This is a genomic window from Streptomyces shaanxiensis (genome assembly GCF_039537145.1).
Taxonomy (GTDB): domain Bacteria; phylum Actinomycetota; class Actinomycetes; order Streptomycetales; family Streptomycetaceae; genus Streptomyces; species Streptomyces shaanxiensis.
The window spans coordinates 40151-60328 of record NZ_BAAAZY010000008.1 but is presented as its reverse complement, the minus strand read 5'-3'; the positions used below and the strand labels follow the sequence as shown (position 1 = coordinate 60328).

General features: G+C 71.3%; 19 protein-coding genes. 6 read left to right on the top strand and 13 right to left on the bottom strand.

Annotated elements, in window-relative coordinates:
• Window positions 1-10 precede the first annotated feature (10 nt).
• From ABD932_RS12005 to ABD932_RS11980, 6 genes are all read left to right on the top strand, one after another.
• Entirely contained in the window at window positions 11-1015 is a 1005-nt protein-coding gene (locus tag ABD932_RS12005; protein WP_345011596.1) for a TauD/TfdA family dioxygenase, read from the top strand.
• 20 nt (window positions 1016-1035) lie between these two features.
• A complete protein-coding gene (sbnB, locus tag ABD932_RS12000; RefSeq protein WP_345011990.1) occupies window positions 1036-2106 on the top strand; it encodes a 2,3-diaminopropionate biosynthesis protein SbnB in 1071 nt (356 codons plus the stop codon).
• A 40-nt stretch (window positions 2107-2146) separates the two neighbouring features.
• Complete coding sequence (gene sbnA / locus ABD932_RS11995) at window positions 2147-3301, top strand: 2,3-diaminopropionate biosynthesis protein SbnA (RefSeq protein ID WP_345011593.1); 1155 nt, start codon at window positions 2147-2149, stop codon at window positions 3299-3301.
• Window positions 3302-3334: 33 nt separating this feature from the next.
• Window positions 3335-3919, top strand: coding sequence for an ECF RNA polymerase sigma factor SigK (gene sigK, locus ABD932_RS11990; RefSeq protein WP_345011591.1), 585 nt, complete (start codon window positions 3335-3337; stop codon window positions 3917-3919).
• Window positions 3916-4662: an anti-sigma factor gene (locus ABD932_RS11985; RefSeq protein WP_345011589.1), complete on the top strand. Its 747-nt coding sequence runs from the start codon at window positions 3916-3918 to the stop codon at window positions 4660-4662. Before sigK ends, ABD932_RS11985 begins: the two co-directional genes overlap by 4 nt.
• Before the next feature lie 412 nt (window positions 4663-5074).
• A complete protein-coding gene (locus ABD932_RS11980; protein ID WP_345011587.1) occupies window positions 5075-5728 on the top strand; it encodes a phosphatase PAP2 family protein in 654 nt (217 codons plus the stop codon).
• 17 nt (window positions 5729-5745) lie between these two features.
• Here the strand turns inward: ABD932_RS11980 and ABD932_RS11975 are convergent, their stop codons facing one another.
• Genes ABD932_RS11975 through ABD932_RS11915 form a run of 13 tightly spaced genes read right to left on the bottom strand, consistent with a single transcriptional unit; the run spans window position 5746 to window position 20175 of the window.
• Window positions 5746-7071 (bottom strand): glutamate-1-semialdehyde 2,1-aminomutase, encoded by a 1326-nt coding sequence (locus tag ABD932_RS11975; RefSeq protein ID WP_345011585.1) that lies wholly within the window; start codon window positions 7069-7071, stop codon window positions 5746-5748.
• Window positions 7072-7078: 7 nt separating this feature from the next.
• Entirely contained in the window at window positions 7079-7630 is a 552-nt protein-coding gene (gene rfbC / locus ABD932_RS11970; RefSeq protein ID WP_345011583.1) for a dTDP-4-dehydrorhamnose 3,5-epimerase, read from the bottom strand.
• Window positions 7627-8853, bottom strand: a complete 1227-nt coding sequence (locus ABD932_RS11965; RefSeq protein WP_345011581.1) for a polysaccharide pyruvyl transferase family protein — start codon at window positions 8851-8853, stop codon at window positions 7627-7629. The genes rfbC and ABD932_RS11965 overlap by 4 nt, the downstream gene beginning before the upstream one ends.
• Entirely contained in the window at window positions 8850-9797 is a 948-nt protein-coding gene (locus ABD932_RS11960) for a glycosyltransferase family 2 protein (protein ID WP_345011579.1), read from the bottom strand. Before ABD932_RS11960 ends, ABD932_RS11965 begins: the two co-directional genes overlap by 4 nt.
• A complete protein-coding gene (locus ABD932_RS11955; protein ID WP_345011988.1) occupies window positions 9794-11083 on the bottom strand; it encodes an MATE family efflux transporter in 1290 nt (429 codons plus the stop codon). The genes ABD932_RS11960 and ABD932_RS11955 overlap by 4 nt, the downstream gene beginning before the upstream one ends.
• A gap of 5 nt (window positions 11084-11088) precedes the next feature.
• Window positions 11089-12372 (bottom strand): DUF4910 domain-containing protein, encoded by a 1284-nt coding sequence (locus ABD932_RS11950; protein ID WP_345011576.1) that lies wholly within the window; start codon window positions 12370-12372, stop codon window positions 11089-11091.
• On the bottom strand, window positions 12360-13385 hold the full coding sequence (locus ABD932_RS11945; protein WP_345011575.1) for an NAD-dependent epimerase/dehydratase family protein: 1026 nt from the start codon (window positions 13383-13385) through the stop codon (window positions 12360-12362). The genes ABD932_RS11950 and ABD932_RS11945 overlap by 13 nt, the downstream gene beginning before the upstream one ends.
• 3 nt (window positions 13386-13388) lie before the next feature.
• Window positions 13389-14051 (bottom strand): PIG-L deacetylase family protein, encoded by a 663-nt coding sequence (locus ABD932_RS11940; RefSeq protein ID WP_345011573.1) that lies wholly within the window; start codon window positions 14049-14051, stop codon window positions 13389-13391.
• Window positions 14048-14857: a glycosyltransferase family protein gene (locus ABD932_RS11935; RefSeq protein WP_345011571.1), complete on the bottom strand. Its 810-nt coding sequence runs from the start codon at window positions 14855-14857 to the stop codon at window positions 14048-14050. Before ABD932_RS11935 ends, ABD932_RS11940 begins: the two co-directional genes overlap by 4 nt.
• Window positions 14854-16089: a class I SAM-dependent methyltransferase gene (locus ABD932_RS11930; RefSeq protein WP_345011569.1), complete on the bottom strand. Its 1236-nt coding sequence runs from the start codon at window positions 16087-16089 to the stop codon at window positions 14854-14856. The genes ABD932_RS11935 and ABD932_RS11930 overlap by 4 nt, the downstream gene beginning before the upstream one ends.
• On the bottom strand, window positions 16090-17310 hold the full coding sequence (locus ABD932_RS11925) for a glycosyltransferase (protein WP_345011567.1): 1221 nt from the start codon (window positions 17308-17310) through the stop codon (window positions 16090-16092). It lies immediately after the preceding gene.
• A 2-nt stretch (window positions 17311-17312) separates the two neighbouring features.
• A complete protein-coding gene (locus tag ABD932_RS11920; RefSeq protein ID WP_345011565.1) occupies window positions 17313-18635 on the bottom strand; it encodes an O-antigen ligase domain-containing protein in 1323 nt (440 codons plus the stop codon).
• 1 nt (window position 18636) lies between these two features.
• The gene (locus ABD932_RS11915) at window positions 18637-20175 is read right to left on the bottom strand and encodes a right-handed parallel beta-helix repeat-containing protein (protein ID WP_345011563.1); all 1539 of its coding nucleotides are present in this window, start codon (window positions 20173-20175) and stop codon (window positions 18637-18639) included.
• Window positions 20176-20178: the final 3 nt, after the last annotated feature.

The following is a 20178-nucleotide window of genomic DNA, read 5'->3' as shown; positions in this document are numbered from 1 at the left end:
GGAGACCGAGATGCCGTCCTTGCTCCCTGTGTCGATGCTCGGCGTCGACCTGCAGCCCGGCAAACCCCCGATCGTGCGCGCAAACTCCACCGGCGACGCGGCGAGTTGGGCTGCCGAGCACCGGGACGCGGTGCGGGCCCTCGTCGCCGAGCACGGTTCGGTCCTGGTCCGTGGCCTCGGGCTCGGCGACCAGGCCGAGACCGCGGCCGTCTTCCGGCGGCTGGCGTCCGGTCTGATGACCGAGAAGGAGGCGTTCGCGTCCCGGCGGACCTACTCCGACGGCGTGTACTCCTCGTCGAAGTGGCCGCCCCACCAGCCGATGTGCATGCACCACGAACTCAGCTACACCCTGGAGTTCCCCGGCCTCATGCTGTTCGCCTGCCTCGGTGCCCCCGCCGTCGGCGGGGCGACCGCGCTGGCCGACGCACCGACCGTGCTGGGCGCGCTGCCCACCGATCTCGTCGAACGGTTCCTCAGAGAGGGCTGGCTGCTCACCCGCACCTACAACGAGGAGATCGGGGCGTCCTTGGCCGATGCCTTCGGCACGGAGGACCGCGGTGCGGTCGAGAGCTACTGCCGAGCGAGCGCGATCGAGTTCGAGTGGCAACCCGACGGCGGACTGCGCACCTGGCAGCGTCGCAGCGCCGTGGTGCGGCACCCGATCACCGGACGGCGCTGCTGGTTCAACCAGATCGCCTTCCTCAACGAGTGGACGCTCGCCCCCGAGATACGTGAGTACCTGGTGGACGTCTACGGCGCCGACGGGCTGCCGTTCAACACCCGCTACGGGGACGGCGCGCCGATCGGCGAGGACACCGTCCAGTTGCTGAACGAGGTCTACCAGTCCCACACCGTGCGCGAGCCATGGCAGGCCGGCGACCTGATGCTCGTCGACAACGTGCGCACCGCCCACAGCAGGGAGCCGTACGAGGGGCCGCGCGAGGTGCTCGTCGCGATGACGGACGCGGTGCGCCTGGCCGACTGCTCGCCGACCGTGGAAGTGATCACCGAATGACCACCCCCCGACCCACCGGTATGTCCGCCACCCCATCCACCACCTGGGAGGCCGCGCCGCCCGGGCCGGTCACCGTGCCGCCGTTCGCGGTCGTGTCCGGCGGCCAGGTCCAGCAAGCGCTGCAGGGGCGCGAGAAGCAGATCGTGGAGGTGGTCGAGGACACCTACCGGCTGCACAGCGCCGGCGACTCGGTGAACCCGCCGTCGCACTTCCTGCGCTTCCCCGACCGCCCCACGTCCCGGATCATCGCCCTGCCCGCCTCGATCGGCGGGGATGCCGGGGTGGACGGCCTGAAATGGATCTCCAGCTTCCCGCAGAACGTGGCGGCCGGTATCCCGAGGGCCTCGGCGGTACTCATCCTCAACGACCGCCACACCGGCTATCCGTTCGCCTGCATGGAAGCCTCGATCATCAGCGCCACGAGGACGGCCGCCTCGGCGGCACTGGCGGCGGACACGCTCAGCCGCGGCCGACGGCGCCCGACACGCGTCGGGTTCGTCGGGACGGGCCTGATCGCCCGCTACATCCACACCTTCCTGGCCGGTACCGGCTGGTCCTTCGACTCCATCGGCGTACACGACGTGTCCGCCGACAGCGCGGCCGGTTTCCGCTGCTACCTGGAGCAGTCCGGCGCCACCGGCTCGATCGTCGTGCACGACGGCCCCGAGCAGCTGATCCGGCGGAGCGACCTGGTCGTCTTCGCCACGGTCGCCGCCCGGCCGCACATCAGCGATCCGTCGTGGTTCGCGCACCATCCGCTCGTGCTGCACGTGTCACTGCGCGACCTGGCCCCGGAGGTCGTGCTCGCCTCGGACAACTTCGTCGACGACGTCGACCACTGTCTGAGGGCGGAGACCTCGGTCCACCTGACCGAACGGCTCACGGGCAACCGCGACTTCCTGACGGGCACGCTGGCGGACGTGATGGCCGCACGCGTGACGCCGTCCACGGACCGGACGGTGGTGTTCTCGCCCTTCGGCCTCGGGGTGCTCGACCTGGCAGTCGGCAAGTACGTCTACGACGAGGTGGCGGGCTCCGGAGAGCTGCACGTCGTCGACGGCTTCTTCCATGAGCTGCGCCGGTACGGATGAACACCGCCGGCCCGGCCGCTTTCGATCCGCGGAGGCCATCGTGTCAGTCATATCCGCTCCCTACACCTTCAACGAGGAGGATCTCTACGTCGACCTCCAGTCGATACTGGGGCGCAGGCTCTTCCTGAAATGCGAGGGCTTCAACTTCGCCGGCTCGATCAAGCTGAAGCCCGCGACCGAGATGGTGGAGGCCGCCGAGCAGCTGGGCGTCCTGACACCGCAGTCGGTCCTGCTGGAGTCCTCGTCGGGAAACATGGGCGTGGCACTCAGCATGATCGCGGCGAGCAAGGGCTACCGGTTCCTGTGCGTGACGGACTCCCGCTGCAACCTGTCCACGAGGCTGGTGATGGAGGCCTTGGGCGCCCAGGTGCACGTGATCACCGAGCCGAGCGCCCACGGCGGCTTCCTCCGTGCGCGGCTCGACTACGTCCGCGCGCTGTCCGCCCTCGACAACCGGTACGTGTGGCTCAGCCAGTACACCAACCCGGGCAACTGGAGAGCGCACTACCGCAGGACGGCACCGGCGATCGCCCGCTCGTTCCCAGGACTGGACGTGTTGTTCGTCGGGGCCGGCACCACCGGGACCCTGATGGGATGCGCCCGCTACTTCCGGCAGTGGCACCGGCCGGTGCGCATCGTGGCGGTGGACAGCGTCGGCTCGGTGACCTTCGGCGGCACCCCCGGGCGCCGCATGCTTCCCGGCCTGGGTATGAGCGTCAGCCCTCCACTGCTCGACGACTCCTACGTCGACGAGGCGGTGCACGTCGAGGAGGCGGAAACCATCCGCGCCTGCCACCACCTGGCCCGACGCGGCTTCCTCTTCGGCGGCTCCACCGGCACCGTCGTCAGCGGCGCGATGCGCTGGCTCGCCGCGCACGACTCGGCCGGCCTCACCTCGGTGGCCATCGCCCCGGACCTGGGCGAGCGCTACCTCGAAACCGTTTACCAGGCCAACTGGGTCCAGGCCCTCTACGGCGCCGACGCGCTCCGCCCCTACGACGCGGTCGCCGTCGGCGCCCCGGCGGCCACGGTGCGCCACCGGCGCCAGGAGGACGAAGGCTGGGTCGGCGACCCCGCGACCGCAGGCCCGGGCCGGCCGTCACCGGGCTCCTGGGAAACCGAACCCGCGCGACTGCGAGATGCGGACGGCGGCCGGGCCTCGGACACTGGGGGAGGGCGGGTGAACCCAACATGATGGATCGGGGTAGACGCACAGGCAGGAGGGGGTGTGGCGAAACGGCAGGCCCCCGGGGCCCGGCATATCGGTACATCCGAGACGGATCGACTCTTGGTGTCCGTCGCTGCCGGCAGTCAGGACGCCTTCGCCCGGCTGTACGACGCGGCCGCCGGCCCGATCTACGGAATCGCGTGCCGGGTGCTGCAGGACCCGGCACGCGCCGAGGAGGTCACCCAGGAGGTCATGCTCGAGGTCTGGCAGAGCGCCCCCCGGTATCGGCCCGAGAGCGGGCACGCCATGACCTGGATGATGACGATCGCCCACCATCGCGCCGTGGACAGCGTCCGCACTCTGCGCAGGTCGGCTGAACGCGAGCGCGCCGTCTCCCAGCACGAGTCGACTCTCGCCTTCGACGACGTCGTGGAGACGGTGGAGGCGCTCGGGGAACGCGAACAGGTCCGCTCGTGCCTGAAGGATCTCACCGCCGAGCTGCGGCAACCGGTAGTGCTCGCCTACTACCAGGGCCTGACCCATACCGAGATCGCCGCGGCGCTGTCCCTGCCGCTCGGCACCGTCAAGAGCCGCCTGCGCAGGGCGCTGACCCGCCTGCGGCATTGTCTGGGAGCTCCGCCGTGATCACCGCCGACCCTCACGACCTCGCGGGTGCCTACGCGGCGGACGCCCTCACCGGGGAGGAGCGGGAGACGTTCCTGCGGCACGCCGCCGACTGCCCCGACTGCGCCCACGAGACCGCCCTGCAGCAGGAGGCCGCGGCCTGGCTCGCCCTGGCGGCGGCCCGCACTCCACCGCCGGGTCTGAGAGAACGGGTCCTCGCCGAGGTGGCCCGGACCCCCCAGCTCCCCCCGACGCTCCCCGCTCAGGCGGACGAGCGCCGCAGGCGACGATCCACGCCACGTCTGCTGCATCTCGCGCTGGCCGCCAGCCTCGCCGCGGCCGCCGCGCTCGGCGGTCTGGCGGCCTGGCAGCACCAGGAGGCGCGGCAGACCCGCCAGGAGGCCGCGAGCCAGGCCGCCGACTTCGCCCGGCTGCTCGCGGCCCCCGACGCCACTTTCGTCAAGAAGGACCTGTCCTACGGCGGCTCCGGCACCGTGGCGGTCTCACGCCGGCTGAACCAGGCCGCCTACTTCTGCCAGGACCTGACTCCGCTGCCCCCCAACAAGAGCTACCAGCTGTGGTACGTCGCCCCCGGGAACAAGGTCCGCTCCGCCGGCCTCCTCCGCGCCAAATCCGCCCTCCAGGCCGTGTCCCTTCCCCCGCCCGGCACCGCCGCCGCCCTTGCCATCACCGTCGAACCGAGCACGGGCTCCGCCAAGCCCACCACCGATCCCCTCACCACCTGGCTCCTCCCCACCGCCTGACCGCCGACAACTCGATCGCGGCGCACCGGCACTTGGGCGGCCCGTGCGGCTTCGGTGACACTCCGTGGCTCCGGCACGGAAAAGCGATCCAGAACAAAAGTCGCTGAGTTGTTGGCTAGGGTGGCAAGCAGAGACTGATTCCGATGCCCGGCAGAAGCCGAAGGCCACGTCGACCACCATCAGTCCGTACATCTGACGATCCCAGCTGAGTCGGCGGGCGGCAGCGAGCAGTCTTCAAGAGGGCCTGGAGCAGGGGAAAGGGAGCCGCTGATTCATGGCTGTCCACCGGTCGGATGAAGGATCGCGCCCTCACCCCGCCTCAAGAAGTCAAGATCCGGAACACCGTCCGCCGATCACGGCAGAGCACGGCAGGCGGCGGCCGGCGCCCGTAGTGCTGCCCCCATCGCTGCGCGTGGGGCTCGGATTGACGGCGGCCCTTGCCGCGCTGGTGGTCGTCGTGCTCGGGGTCCTGTACGCCGGCCACGACGAGCCCGGCGTGGTGGACAGGTGGATCATCCAGCCGACGGCGGACAGTGTGCGGCCGCCGTGGCGGAACGCAGCTCTCGCCACGGACTTCCTGGGGGAGCCCGCCGGAGCGGCGACGCTGGTCGTGGCCGCCGTGACGGGCTGCCTGCTGCTTCGGCGTCCTCGCGCAGCCGTGCTCGTCGTTGTCGGCGCCGGCATGACCGTGGGGACGACGACGCTGCTCAAGTCCCTGGTGGGACGCACCATCCACGGCGACGACAACCTGTCCTACCCGAGCGGGCACACCGCCTTCCTCACCGCGCTCGCCCTCGTGGTGGCGCTGCTCGCGACCGGCCGGCTCGGCCTCGGCAGGACGGCCGGCACGTCACTCGTGCTCGCCGCGGCGCTGGCCGCCGGCGCCGCCATGGGCTGGGCGCAGGTCGCCCTGGGCGCGCACTACCCGACCGACGTCCTCGGCGGCTGGTGCACCGCGCTGGCGGTGGTACCGGCGACCGCGTGGCTGGTGGACCGGCTGGCTGACCGGCTGGCCGATCAGATGCCCGATCGGATGGCCGACGCCGGTCGACGGGAGCGTCGCTGACGTCACGTCACGTCACCTCACGCCAAGCGGCGGAACACGGGCTTCACCGGTCGCCCGGCCAGCCACGGCGTGGGGTCGGCGGCGTCAAGTGCCTTCCGGTACACCGCACATGCCTCGGCCACCACATCGACGGTGTGATCGATGTCGGCGTCCTCGAGCGCGCTGCTCACCACGAACGACGGGGCCAGCACCCCGCCCGCCAGGAGCCGGCGCAGGAACAGGGTGCGGTACTGCTGCGACGCCTGCCCGTTCTCGTCGAGGGTGGCGAAGACCAGGTTGCTGGCCCGGCCCCGGACGACGATGTGGTCGCCGACGCCCATGCCGGCCGCGGCCTCGCGGACACCGGCGGCCAACCGCTCGCCGAGCGCGTGCAGTCGGGCGGTGATGCCCTCCTCGACGTACGTGGTCTGCACGGCCATCGCGGCTGCCAGGGAATGCGTTTCCGCACCGTGCGTGGTGGACAACAGGAACACCCGGTCGCCGGAGTGACGCAGCCCGCCCCGCTCCATCAGGTCGCGGCGCCCGGCCAGCGCGGACACGGCGAACCCGTTGCCCAGCGCCTTGCCGAACGTGGAGAGGTCGGGGACGACGCCGTACAGGCCCTGGGCGCCCGCCTCGGACCAGCGGAAGCCGGTGATCATCTCGTCGAAGATCAGTACGCAGCCGTGCCGGTCGGCCAGTTCGCGCAGGCCGGCGAGATACCCGGGCGGCGGTTCGGTGTGGGTGGCGGGTTCGAGGATCAGGCAGGCGACCTCGTCCCGGTACCGGGTGAGCAGCTCCTCCGTGGCGGCCAGGTCCCCGTACGGGAACGCCACGGTGAAGTCGGTGGTCGCCGCCGGAATGCCGGCGGACATCGGCGTCGTACCGATGAACCAGTCGTCGACGGAGAAGAACGGATGGTCGGCGCAGATGGCCACCCGCGGGCGCCCGGTGGCGGCGCGCGCGAGGCGCACCGCGGCGGTGGTGGCGTCGGAGCCGTTCTTGGCGAACTTCACCATCTCGGCGGTCGGCACCGTGGCCAGGAAGCGTTCCGCGGCCTCGACCTCCACGATGGACGGCCGGACGAAGTTGCTGCCGCGGTCGAGTTCCCGTCGTACCGCCTCGATCACGCGAGGGTGCGCGTGGCCCAGGCTGACCGAACGCAGGCCCGATCCGTACTCGATGTAGCGGTTGCCGTCGACGTCCCACACATGGGCACCGCTGCCGTGGCTGATGACCGGGGCCAGGTTCTCGGGGTACTGGTCGTCGCCCTTGGCGTAGGTGTGCGCACCGCCGGGGATCACGGCGTGCAGCCGCTCGTTCGCCGCATGCGACCGGGGCAGGAAGAACTCCTCAGTGTCCACGCTGACTTCAGCTCTCTCTCTGCTTCAGGACCTCGGCGAGGCTCGGCGCCTCCCGGTCGCGCTGGGACATCGATGTGACCGGCAGCGGCCAGGGGATGGCGAGCTCCGGGTCGTCGAAGGCGATCGTCACGTCCTCGGCCGGGTCGTGCGGGCGGTCGATCCGGTACGAGGTGTCGGCGGTCTCGGTCAGCGCCTGGAAGCCGTGCGCGCACCCCGCCGGGATGTACAGGGTCACCTGCGTCTCGCCGGACAACTCGAAGGAGGCCACGTTGCGGTAGGTCGGCGAGTCCGGGCGCAGGTCCACGACGACGTCGAAGATCCTCCCGTACGAGCACCGCACCAGCTTGGCCTCGCCCGCGCCGGAGCGCAGGTGCAGGCCGCGCAGCACGCCCCGGACCGAGCGGGACACGCTGTCCTGGATGAAGGCGTCCGGGGCGAGGCCCACCGAGCGGACCACGTCGGCGTCGAAGGTGCGGCAGAAGAAGCCGCGTTCGTCCGCGTACGGGGTCGGTTCGAAGAGGTACGCGCCCGCGATCGCCGGGACTTCGGTCGCCTTCATGGAGTCTCCTGCCGGGTGCGGTCCTGCGTGTGGTCGGTTGCCGGGAACAGGGCGGCGGTCAAGGCGGTGAACTGGTCCTCGAGTTGCCGGGCGGCGACCATGTTCCGCTCGGCGAGAGTCCGCCGCAGCTCCGCCGATCGCTTCTCCAGCGCCCGGAACTGCTCCAGCAGCCGGTCGGCGTCCACCTCGCGAGCCGGGTGGCGGTACGCGCTCAGCCCCATCCGGTCCATGAGCGCGTCGCTCTTCGCCGCATAGCTGAGTGCGAGCGTCGGCGTGCCGACCTTCAGCGCGCAGATCAGGTTGTGGTACCGGGTCGCCACCACGGCGTCGGCAGCCGCCGTCTCCTTCATCAGGTCGGCCAGCGAGGCCGCCTCGGCAGCGGTGACCAGCGGCGAGTCCACCGCGTCGAGGATCGCGGCGACCACCGGCGCGTCGCACTCGTCGCCGGTGAGCAGCCGCACCGGCCTGCCGTCCTCGACCAGCGCGCGGACGAACCGGGTCGTCCCGTCGAGGTAGCGCCGATGGATCTCCTCGGCCCGGGCGCGGTCGTCGTTGCCGCCGTGGAAGTCCATGACGCCGACGCAGACCGGGCCCGGCGGGCCTGAGTGTGCGCCGCCCCGCGGTGTTGGCAGGGCGAACGCGAGATCCGGGTAGACCTCGTCGCGCGCGGTGTCCACGCCCATCTCCCGTATCGCGTCGCGGGATTGAACGTCCCGGTACGAGCGGTAGGTGGCCAGCCGCGCCGACCAGCGCACCAGCGCCCGGGTCGGCCGGTTGCCGATCGGGGCGGCGCCGACGCCGACCAGCGCGACCCGGGTGCCGAACAGTCGCCCGGTCGCGCAGAGCAGGAACAGCGAGTACGGGAAGCCCCACGGCCGCAGCGGCAGCGTGGCCTCCAGGACGCCCATGCCCGGCACGATCACCACGTCGTGCCGCCGCACCCAGGCGGCGGTGCGGACGACGTCGACGAGTTTGCCCAGCCCCTTGCCCGCGATCGCGCCCGCACGGGACGCGGTCCGGTACTCCCCGCGGTACCAGTGCAGCCGCGTCGCGGGGATCCCGTACCGTGCCGTGACGACCTCGGGTCCGCCGCACAGCGCGTCCACGGCCGCCTCCGGATGCTCGGCGCGGAGGTACCCGAGCACGGCCTCCAGCGATCCGTCGTTGCCGAGGTTGCCGGAGCCGAGCAGGCCGAACACCCCGACGCGTACGGGGGTTCTCATGTCTGCCGCCCCTCGCGTCCTGCGACGAGGTCGTCGACCGAGACGGTGAGCCCGGCCGGGTCGACCGGGGCGCGGTCCTCGACCCGCTCGCCGGCACCCGGCCGGACCCTGCTCGTCATCCACTCGCCGAGGTGGCGGTAGCACGCGCGCCGGTCGGCCGCGGACAGCGGCGCTCGCCGGATCGCCGAGACGAAGCCCAGGACGTACTCGGCGAGCAGCCGAGGCGTCGGGTGCAGCGGGCCTGCCCGGCGCGGGTCCAGGTTGACGCACCGGGAACGCTTGCTCGGGTTCGCCCGCTCGGCGCGGGTGGGGTGGTCGCGGCGGAAGTACAGCAGCTCCGGCACCTGGTGGAAGGGCCCCTGGAGGACGATCTGCGCGACGAACGTGCGGTCCGCGTGGTGGTAGCTGTCGTGCGGCTTCACCCGGCGCAGCATGTCGGCACGCATCACCCCGTAGAAGTCGTCGCCACCGGGCTCGAACAGGAAGCTGCGGAAGCGCTCCGGCGCGTGCGGCGAGGCGGTGGCGAGCCCGTACTCGTACGGGACCTTCACCTGTCCCTGGCCGTCGATGACCGCCTGGTCGGAGTGCGCGAGGACGACGTCCGGCCGCTCGTCCAGCGCCTCGACGCACCGGCGCAGCAGGTCACGGGCGTAGAGGTCGTCGTGCGAGGCCCACTTGAACAACTCGCCGCGGCACTGGGTGAACACGTAGTTGTGGTTCGGCGCGGCGCCGATGTTCCGGGTCAGCCGGAGATACCGGATGCGTGAGTCCTGCGCGACGTACTTGCGGCAGATGTCCTCGGTCCCGTCGGTCGAGGCGTTGTCGGAGATGACCAGCTCGAAGTCCTCGTAGGTCTGGCCGAGGAGGGCGTCGAGCGATTCGGCGAGGTACTCCTCGCCGTTGTACACGGGCAGGCCGATGCTCAGCCTGGGTCGGGCGGTCATGGCGTCCTCACTTCGGGGATGGAGTCCTGGTGGTGCTCGCGCAGGGCGGAGCGCAGCTGAAGCCACCACACGGCGGAGGCGGCGAGGGTCGCGGCGGCGACGCCCCAGGCCGAGCCGACCGTGCCGGCCAGGGCCGCTCCGCCGAGCCCGCCCGCCACGTAGCAGGCGGAGGCGAACAGTTGGCAGCGCAGGCTGCGCCGGGCCGCGGCGAGGGCGCGCAGCCCGGCCGCCGCGCCGGTGCCGAGACCGGCGCCCGCGACGCCGAGGGTGACCGGCACGATGAGCTGTGCGGCGGAGTGCCAGACATCGCCGAGCACGAGCTCGCCGAGCCGGTCCGGCATCAGGAGCAGCGCCCCGCCCCAGAGAAGCGCGGCGACGGCCTGCCCGCCTCCGAGTAACAGACAGAACTTGCCGAGGCGGTGCGGGGCCCGCCGCAGTACCCGCGCCGCCTCCGCGACGGTGACCAGCGAGAGACCCATCAGCACGGCGAGGAACGGCCCGAGCAGGAGCTCGGCGCCCCTGACCGCACCCACCGCGCCGAGCCCGACGATCGCGCCGAGCCCGTACGCACGCAGCTGGCTCGCGCCGCTGAGGCTGACGTTCTCGACCAGGTACCGGTAGCCGAGGTCGCGTTGCTCGCTGAGCCACGCGCGTGCCTGGGCCGTGCGGGGCAGGATGCCGGACTGGACGTAGCCGTACCCCGCCGCCACCGTGGCGGACGCGCCCCAGGCGAGCACGAAGGCGGCCACGCTGCCCACGCGGGCCGCAACCACCATCGCCGGGATGAGCGCCACGCCCCACACGACGTCGTTGACGAACGCCTTCCGCCCCGCGCCGGCCGCGAAGAACGCGTACCGCCAGGCGTCCTGGAGCAGCAGCCCCGGCAGCATGACGCCGAGACAGGCGAACGCGGGCCCCACCTGGCCGCCGAGAGCGAGGCCGACCACCAGACACGCCGCACCGATGGCCGCGCCGACGCCGAGCGCGGTACCCGACGACCGGGCCACCGCCCCGCGCCAGGCCGTGTCCGACACGCCGCTGAAGCGCACCACGAGCGGGTCGGTGGCAAGGCCCCGGGAGACGTTGAGCACCACGCCGTAGGTCACCCAGGCGAGGCTGAACACGCCGAACGCGGTCACCCCCAGCGAGCGGGCCACGTAGATCCCCACCGCGAAGTTGCTGATGCTGGAGGCCGCCTGGTCGGCCAGTCCCCAGGACAGCCGGCCGGCGAAGGCACGCCGGGTGGAGCCGGTCGGTGCCGTCGCCTTCTCCTCCTCGGTGGTCATCCGCGTCATGCCTTGATCAGACCGGCGCCGTGCAGGGCGTCGGCCGCGGTGGCGACGGTGTCGAACGGCAGCCCGGACCGCTCGGTGACATCCAGCAGACTGTGCTCGCCGTCGGAGAGGCTGAGCACCCAGAGCATGGCCATCTGGGCCTGCTTGGTGTCGCTGCGCCCGCCGAGTGCGTCGTACAACCCGCGTCGGCCCAGCTGTGGTTCGCCGTACGGGCTGAGGTTGACGTACCGCCGGTTGCGGTCCAGGACGGCGAACGCCTCGCGGCAGACTGCCAGGGTGTCCGCCATCGCCTCCGGGGTGACGAAGTCCGGGTTGTCCGCCGAGGTGTGGTACTCGGGATAGCCGGCGTACGGGGTACGGCTGAGCGAGCCCACGGCGAGGTTGAACCCGGGCGAGCAGAACTGCCGCTCGTCGTAGCCGTACGGAGTGAACTCGGTGATGCGGTGCGGGCGTTCGGAGGCGGCCAGCACATGCCGCAACACCCGGTCGATCTCGGCGTCGCCGCGCCTGCTCTGCTTGTACGTCAGTTGGCCCGGGTCGCCGGCGCAGGCCAGCACCAGGCCGTGCTTGACGCGCTCCACCCGCTCCGCATTGCGGGCCAGCCAGGTGATCGCCCCGATGGTGCCGGGCGCGAACAGGAACCGGTAGGTGTAGTACGGCATCTCCTGCGCCAGCGCCCGGGCCAGGTACGTCGCCACCGCGATGCCGGCCAGGTTGTCGTTGGCCAGCGACGGGTGGCAGACGTGGCAGGAGACGATCACCTCGTCGGGGACCTGCCCGGGGACCACGTACTCGGCGTAGGTGAGGTGGCCGTCGGCGAGGGTGGAGTCGATACGCACCTCGTACTCGCCGTCCGGCAGCGCGTCCAGGGTCTCCTGGGCCAGGCAGAACCCCCATTCCGGCTTGTAGTAGCTGGTGCGGTACGGCACCCAGGTCGGGTGGTCCGGCAGCGTGTGCAGGTGCGCGCGCAGCTCGGACAGCGGCATGGTCGCCGACACCGGCACGCTGTAGCCGAGCACATGCAGGCTGGACGCGGCGAAGTCGACGACCCGGTGGCCGGTGGCGTCGGCGACGTACGCGTCCCGGATGTTCCACTCCTGCGGCACCGTCCAGTCGAGTACCTGCGTCCCGGTCGGCACCTCGTGCGTCTGGAGCGGGATGTACTCGCCGACGATGTCCAGGGTGGCGCGCACACCGTCGCCGGTGATGCTCCGGCACAGCGGGTACAGCCGCTCCACCAGCGCGTGCATCTCTTCGCCGGCGTCGGTCATCGGCGCCACCGCAGGGTGTCGTCGACGGCGCCGGCGTCGGAGGCCTCGCGCAGCACGGCGAGGCGGGTGAAGCGCTGCTCGAAGTCCTCCTGGGTCAGCCCGAACTCCCGGTAGGCGTCGGCGAGTTCGAGTGCTCCCCGCTTCACCGTCCACTCGCAGTCGAAGCCGGGGATCGCGGCGCGGAACCGGGAGAAGTCCACCCGGTACGACCGAGGATCGGCGCCGTTCTCCCCGGTGATCACCACCTTCGAGCCGGACACCGCCTCGGCGACCTGCTCGGCGATCTCGGCGACCATGACGTTGTTGATCTCGCTGCCGATGTTGAACGCCCGGTCGTGCACCGCTTCCCGCGGCGCGGTCAGCGCGGCCGTGAAGGCCCGTGCGATGTCGGCGGCGTGCACCAGCGGACGCCAGGGGGTGCCGTCGGAGAGCACAAGGACCTCGCCGGACAGGAGCGCGTGGCCCACCAGGTTGTTCAGCACGATGTCGGCGCGCAGCCTGGGGGAGTAGCCGAAGGCGGTGGCGTTGCGCATGTACACCGGGCTGAAGTCGCCGTCGGCCAGCGCGTGCAGGTCGTCCTCCACCCGCACCTTGGACTCCGCGTACGGCGTCACCGGGCGCAGCGGGGCGTCCTCGGCCACCAGGTCGTCGCCGCCGGCGGCGCCGTAGACCGAGCAGGTCGACGCGTACAGGAAACGCCGCACTCCGGCGTCGCGGGCCAGCCGGGCCAGCCGTACGGACGCGTGGTGGTTGATGTCGTAGGTGAGTTCCGGCGCCAGCGATCCCAGCGGGTCGTTGGACAGGGCGGCCAGGTGGATCACGGCGTCCACCCCGGCCACGTGGTCGGCCGTGACGTCGCGCAGGTCCACCCGGTGCCCGGACGGGTCCGCGGGCGGCTCGCCCAGCACGCAGTCGGCGAACAGGCCGGCGTCGAGGCCGACGACCTCGTGCCCGGCGGCCGCGAGGACCGGGGCCATCACGGTGCCCAGGTAGCCCTGGTGTCCGGTCAGCAGTACGCGCAAGGTTCAGTCCCCCAGGTTGGAAGTGCCCAGATCGAGCGTGAGTTTGGTGACGGCGAACGCCTCGGCGTAGCGCGCGTGGCATTCGATGCCGCGGATCCGCGCGAGGCCGAGGAAGGCCTCCCGGTCGTACCAGGGCCGGTGCCGCTGCGAGGGGTAGTGCTCCTGCAGCAGCCGCACCTTCTGTTCGGCGGTCTCCGGCGACAGCGGCTGGTACGCCGACGGACGGCCGAGATCGCCGTCCCACTTGACGATCTCGTAGCCGAGGACCATGTGGTCGCGGAACGCGGTGGGGATCAGCTGCGCCAGGCCGCGGTGATCCTGGTGCGCGTCATCGGTACGCGGGGCCAGGACGAGATCCGGCTCGGTCCGCCCGCGCAGCTCCTCGACCGCGGCCTTGGCCTCGTCCCAGTGCACGGGCATCCGGCCGTCCGGCAGCTTGAGCACGGTCAGCCGCAGGTCGGCGCCCGGACAGAAGGCGGCGAGTGCGGCCCGCTCCTCCTGCTCCCGTTCGCTGCCGCCGCCGGAGAGCACGAGCGCATCGACGCGGATACCCGGCCGCGCGAGGCACAGCGTCAGCAGCGTGCCGCCGGCGCCGATGGCGATGTCGTCGCAGTGCGCGCCCACCGCGACGATCCCGCCCAGTGGACCGGCGTTGAGCTGGATCATGCGGTCCTCACTCCGGCACTCGCGGTCGCGCCGTCCCGTTCCCACACGGCCCACGGGCGGTCGCCCCGGGCGTAGGCGTCGTCGAGCGCGGCCCGCTCCTTCACGGTGTCGGTCGGCTTCCAGAAGCCGCGGTGCTGGTGCGCCACCAGCCGTCCGTGCTTGGCCAGTTGGGCGCATCCGTCGGCGACCAGGTCCCCGTTCTCCGGTATGTGGTCGAAGACCTCCTGGCGGAGCACGAAGTAGCCGCCGTTCTCCCACAGCGGCATGTCGCTCACCGCGGTGATGCCCCCCACCAGGCCGTCCTCACCCAGGTCCACGCAGTGGAACGAGGACTGCGGCGGCACCACCATCATCGACGCACCGGCGTCGCGCCGGGCGAACCGGTCGATCATCTCCGGCAACGGGGCGTCGGTGAGCACGTCGGCGTAGTTGGCGAGGAACATCTCGTCGCCGTCCAGGTGGTGCCGCACCCGGCGCAGCCGCTCCCCGATCGGTGACTCGATGCCGGTCTGCGCGAACGTGATCGTCCAGTCGGCTATGTCGGTGGACAGCAACTCGGTGCGCCCGCCGCGCAGCACGAAGTCGTTGGACGTCGTCTCCTCGTAGTTGAGGAAGAACTCCTTGATGTGGTGCGCCCCGTACCCGAGGCACAGGATGAACTCCGTGTGCCCGAAGTGCGCGTAGTAGCGCATGACATGCCAGATCAGCGGCCGGGGCCCGACCATCGCCATCGGCTTGGGCACGTCGTCTGCGGCACCGCTCCGCATACGCATCCCGTAACCGCCGCAGAACAGGACGACCTTCATCGCTTCACCTCGACAATGCTCAGTTCCGGGATGGGAAAGACCAGCCGGCCGCCCCAGTCGCCCACGAAGGACAGTTGCTCTACCAGCTCGGCCCGCAGGTTCCACGGGAGGATCAGGACGTAGTCCGGCCGGTCGGCGGCAATCTGCTCGGGCGGCAGGATCGGGATGCGGGTGCCCGGGGTGAACCTGCCGTGCTTGTAGGGGTTGCGGTCGACCGTGTACGCGAGCAGGTCGGGCCGGATGCCGCAGTGGTTGAGCAGGGTGTTGCCCTTGCCCGGGGCGCCGTAGCCGACGACCGTCTCGCCGCGCTCGGCCGCCTCGATGAGGAACCGCAGCAGGTCCCGGCGCACCTTGGCCACCCGCGCGGCGAACTCGGAGTACCCGGACAACTCCTGGAGCCCGGCGGCCTTCTCCCGGGCCAGTACGTCGGCCACCCGCCGGGTCGGCTCGCCGGCCACCTCGGCCGGCCGGGCCCACAGCCGGATGGAGCCGCCGTGCGTGGGCAGCAACTCGACGTCCACGAGCGCCAGTCCGCCGCTCGCAAGGGCTCGGATCGCGGAGGCGACCGTGTAGTACTGGAAATGCTCGTGGTAGATCGTGTCGTACTGGTTCTCCTCGATCAGGGTCAGCAGGTGCTGCACCTCGATGGAGACCCAGCCGTCGTCGGAGACCAGGGCGCGCAGTCCCTGGGTGAACCCGACCACGTCGGGGATGTGCGCGTACACGTTGTTGGCCACGACCAGGTCCGCCGGGCCGTGCTCGGCGCGGACGGCCGAGCCGGTGTCCGGGCTCAGGAACTCCGTGAGCGTGGGCACACCCGCGTCCCGTGCCGCGGCGCCGACGTTCACCGACGGCTCGATGCCGAGGCAGCGGATCCCCCGGTCCACCACGTGCCTGAGCAGGTACCCGTCGTTGCTCGCGACCTCGACCACAAAGGCGTCCGGGCCGAGAGCAAGACGCTCCACGGCGTCGGCGACGAACGTGCGCGCGTGCTCCACCCAGGAGGTCGAGTACGAGGAGAAGTACGCGTACTCCTTGAACGTCTCCTCCGGCGTGATCAGCGGAGGGATCTGCGCCAGCCAGCAGTCCGTGCAGACCCGCAGGTGCAGCGGGTACGCCGGTTCCGGCTGGTCCAGTTGGTCCGCGGCGAGAAAGCTCTCGCACGGTGGCGTCGCCCCCAGATCGACGACGCTCGCCAGCGTCGCCGAGCCGCAGAGTCGGCATCGTGTCATTTACTGCCCCCCATTGATTCGGTCCCCCATTGATTCCGTCCGTCCCGCGATCGCGGTGCGGTACCCCTCCACCAGGCGCTCAAGGCCGACGGCCGGGCTGAACCCCTGCTCGTAACGGCGCCGGGCCGCCTGGCCCATCTCCTGGTTGCGGGCCGGCTCGGCCGTGATCCGGCGTATGCAGTCCGCGAGCGAGGCCGACTCACCCGGCTGGTGCAGCAGCCCGGTCTTCCCGTCCTCGACGAGTTCGACGAAGGCGCCGTGACCGGCGGCGACGGCCGGGGCCCCCGCTGCCATCGCCTCCACGACCACCAGGCCGAACGCCTCCAGCCATGTCGAGGGAGCCACCACGGCGACCGACCGCGCGAGGGCCTTCCGGCACTCCGCCGTGTCGTACAGGCCGACGTACCGCACGTCGTCCCGGCCCGCCGCCCAGTCGGTCACCTCCCGCTCCAGCGGCCCCGTGCCGGCGATCACGAGCGGCACGCCCACACCGCCGCCGGCGGCGAGTTCGTCCCACGCGGCCATGAGCAGCCGGACGCCCTTGGCCTCCGCGAGCCGGCCGAGATAGAGCAGATGCTCGCCGGCGCCCTCCCGGCAATTGCCCGGCTCCGGCACGAAGTTGTGCTTCACCGCAAGGCGCTCGGCCGGCATGCCGGCCCCCACCAGGACGTCTCGCTGCGCCGCGGAGATGCAGAAGAACCGCTCCACGCCGGACCACCACCGCCGCCGGTTGACCGACAGGCTGACCGCGAGCGGCACCGTGGCAAGGCGCGAGTTGCGGTAGCAGCCGTGCCGGACGGCGGGAAGCGGCGTCGACCCGACGCACTCGGTGCACGGCCGGCCGTCCCGCTGGAGCGTGCCGGGCGGGCAGACCTGGGTGTAGTTGTGCAGCGTGGCGACGGCGGGTACGCCGGCGTCGGCGCAGGCGGCCAGCACCGCGGGCGACAGGAGCGGGAAGACGTTGTGGATGTGCACCACGTCCGGCCGCTCGCCGCGCAGCCGGGCGGCGAGCTCCGTGCGCACCGCCGGGTTCCACGGTACGAGGAGCGGCACCGCGGCCTTGGCCAGGAGGGACCGGTCGGCGATGGTGTCGCTGCGCCGCTCGAACACCTCGACCCGGTGGCCGGCCTCGCGCAACAGCGCCACCTCCTGGTCGACGACCTTGTTCTCCCCGCTCGGCTGCGCCGAGGCGTAGCGGTTGTGCACCACGAGGACGTGCATGCTCAGGTCACCTCCGATTTCCGGGCCCATCGGGGTATGCGTCGTCCAGCGACCTCGGGCGTCGAGATTCGAAGGACCTCGGGCGTCGAGCGTCGAGGGACTTCGGGCGTCGACAGGGGAGTGGCCGCGGCAGGTGCCGCCAACAGCGAGGCGGCCACAGCCAGATGCAGCAGATACGGCGAGGCGTCGCCAAGACCGGCCTCGGTGTACGACGCGATCGCGCAGTAGCTGATCAGGAAGATCGCGCAGGCCCTCTGCAGCGACGGTGGCCGCAGCAACGCGACGCCGCCCAGCACGATGATGATCGCCGCGACGATGGTGACGCCGATCAGACCCTGCTCGTTGTAGACGGCCAGCCAGCTGTTGTCGATCGGCAGCCCGCCGAACGACTTGTCGCCCAGACCCGCGCCGAACAGTTGCTCCGAGGTCGACCGGGGTGCAGCCAGCAGGGCGTCCCAGACCTTGGCCCGACCGGTGAGGTTGGAGAAGTTCTCCTGGCTCTGTCCGCGCAGGAACCAAGCCTGCAGCGCGGAGCTGAACGCCACCGCGGCCACCGTGGCGCACAGCACCGCCCAGGCGAAGAACCGGCGGGCGGCGGCGCTGGTCAGGACGAGCGAGCCGATCGCCAACATCAGCCCGATGAGCAGGCCGAGAGTGGCCGTCCGGGTGTGGGTCAGCGCGAGCAGGACGAGTGACGGCACGATGACCACCGCCGCGCTGGTCCTGTCGGTCCGGCGGCCCAGAACGAGCAGCACGGTGAGCCCGATGATCACCGCGGCGTACTGTCCGATCTGCGGCGGGGTGAGCGGCCACAGCGCGCCGACCAGCCGCCCGCCGTAGAGCTCGGGCAGGGCCGCGCCCGGTGAGATGACCAGGCCGGCGGCCACCGACCCGAGCACCGCGAAGTACATCCGTATGTGGTGCCGGACGAACGTCAGGCCGCCGTCCCACCAGCGGCTGAGCAGCCACAGCGTGCCGACGAAGAGAGCCAGCCGGGCGCAGCGGAACACCGCGCCGAACCCGGACTCCAGGTTGGCGCTGGAGATCACGCTCGGCACCAGCAGCAGGGTGAGCAGGAACACGAAGGCACTGGCTCGGATGCGCAGCCGGAGATTGACCGCGAGCGCCAGCGTGAACGCGGCGACCAGTGCGCCCATGGTGGCCATCTGGATGAGGGAGCGGGGCAGCGGCACGATGGTCTTGGCCCCGGCGGAGCCGAGCGTGTTGAGGATCAGCAGTCCCCAGGCCGTCCCGACGATCTTCGACGTGTGGTCCGCGGTCTTCGGCGTGTGGTCCGCGATCTTCGGCGTGTGGTCCGCGGCCATCTCAACCACCGTCCCGCGCGCGGAGGGTGCTGCCCGCGTCCTGCTGGTACGGCGTGCCCTGCCACTGCCCGAAGTCGAGCACCCGGCTCGGGTCGTGTGCGACGAACTTCCATGGTCCGACGTAGACGTTGTCACGCCAGCGGTTGTGCTGCTTGCGGGTGATCGCCTCGGCCACCCGCTCGCCCTTGTACGGCGACCAGCGCGGATAGGTGCCGTAGTTGGCCAGCACCGCCATTCGGTCGCACTTCGCCGTGCAGTCGACGACGGACTTGTCCAGCACGAAGCGGTTGTCGTGGATGTCCACCCGCTGGGTCTTCCACCGGCAGTCGGCGTACAGCGGTGCGGTGGCGATCGCCGGCTGTGCGCAGCGGTCGGTGTTCTTCACCAGCAACGTGCAGTCACCGGACGACGTGTTGGCCGGGCTGTTGCAGAACCGGTCGGCGTTCTCCCACAGGGTGATCCCGGACCAGTTGTTCTCCAGCACGTTCCGGTAGATCTCGATCTTGTCCGTGCGGGCGCGGACCCGTGGTTCGCCGCCGGACTCGGACAGGTAGACGGTCGCGAACGGGAAGTTGTCGCCGCCGTCGGCGGCCCTGCGGCCCTCGACCCAGTTGTTCCGCCGGATCGTGTTCTTCCGGATGACCGCGTTGTAGCTGGTCTCGTAGATCAGCGCGGCGCCGTCGTTGGCCTCGATCACGTTGTTCTCGATGCGGAAGTCGTTGTTGTTGGTGTCCGCCCACAACCCGGTTCCGCGGTTGTCGTGCACCCAGTTGCCGCGTACGTCGGCGCCGTTCACGGCCCAGAACTTGATGCCTCCGGTGCAGCCGCAGCCCTCCCGCTTCCGCTCCCAGTCGTCGGTGTTGTTGCCCACGATCTCGTTGCCCTCGACCACCAGGTCGCGGATGGTGTCGCCGGCCTTGTACGCGTTCAAGCCGTACTGTCCGTTGCCGCGCAGGCAGCTGGCGCGGACCTGCTGGCGGGCACCGGCCATCAGTCCGGCGCCGGAGTTGTTCTGGATCGTCGCGTGCTCGATCACCCACCCGTCGGCCGAGTCATGGTTGACCACGCCCTCGTTGTGCGGCGGGATGAAACCCTGCACGGTCAGGTGGCGGATGGTGACGTTGCCGGCGGTACCGCCGAACGCGTACTGGTTCTTCTTCCGGCCGTCGAGCACCGCGCCCGGCGCGCCGAGGTAGCGGTTCCCCTTCTTGGGGATGACCTGGGCGTAGCGGTCCGGGTCGAGCCGGTGCTTGCCCGGTCGAAGCCAGAACGTGGTGTTCGGGGGGCTGCTCTTGGTCTTCGCGGCCAGGTCACCGACCACCGCGGGGTCGACCGTCACCGCGCCCGCCGGCGCCTTCGTGGGCCCGGCCGCGGGCTTGGCGCACACCCGGGCCACGGACGTGGACGTCGCCCCGGACGTGGAGGGCGCACCGGTCGGCTCCGCCCGGGCATCCGCCGTGCTCGTACAGCCGGTCGCCGCCAGCAGGGCCAGCGTCAGCGGTGCCGCCGCCAACGCCCAGTTCCGCCTCTGGATCCCCACGCG

Coding starts and splice junctions, on each gene's coding strand:
- ABD932_RS12005 (WP_345011596.1), top strand. CDS start 11: ATGCCGTCCTTGCTCCCTGTGTCGATGCTCGGCGTCGACCTGCAGCCC.
- ABD932_RS11920 (WP_345011565.1), bottom strand. CDS start 18,635: ATGGCCGCGGACCACACGCCGAAGATCGCGGACCACACGCCGAAGACC.
- ABD932_RS11940 (WP_345011573.1), bottom strand. CDS start 14,051: ATGATCCAGCTCAACGCCGGTCCACTGGGCGGGATCGTCGCGGTGGGC.
- ABD932_RS11935 (WP_345011571.1), bottom strand. CDS start 14,857: ATGAAGGTCGTCCTGTTCTGCGGCGGTTACGGGATGCGTATGCGGAGC.
- rfbC (WP_345011583.1), bottom strand. CDS start 7,630: ATGAAGGCGACCGAAGTCCCGGCGATCGCGGGCGCGTACCTCTTCGAA.
- ABD932_RS11930 (WP_345011569.1), bottom strand. CDS start 16,089: ATGACACGATGCCGACTCTGCGGCTCGGCGACGCTGGCGAGCGTCGTC.
- sbnB (WP_345011990.1), top strand. CDS start 1,036: ATGTCCGCCACCCCATCCACCACCTGGGAGGCCGCGCCGCCCGGGCCG.
- ABD932_RS11965 (WP_345011581.1), bottom strand. CDS start 8,853: ATGAGAACCCCCGTACGCGTCGGGGTGTTCGGCCTGCTCGGCTCCGGC.
- ABD932_RS11925 (WP_345011567.1), bottom strand. CDS start 17,310: ATGCACGTCCTCGTGGTGCACAACCGCTACGCCTCGGCGCAGCCGAGC.
- ABD932_RS11960 (WP_345011579.1), bottom strand. CDS start 9,797: ATGACCGCCCGACCCAGGCTGAGCATCGGCCTGCCCGTGTACAACGGC.
- ABD932_RS11955 (WP_345011988.1), bottom strand. CDS start 11,083: ATGACCACCGAGGAGGAGAAGGCGACGGCACCGACCGGCTCCACCCGG.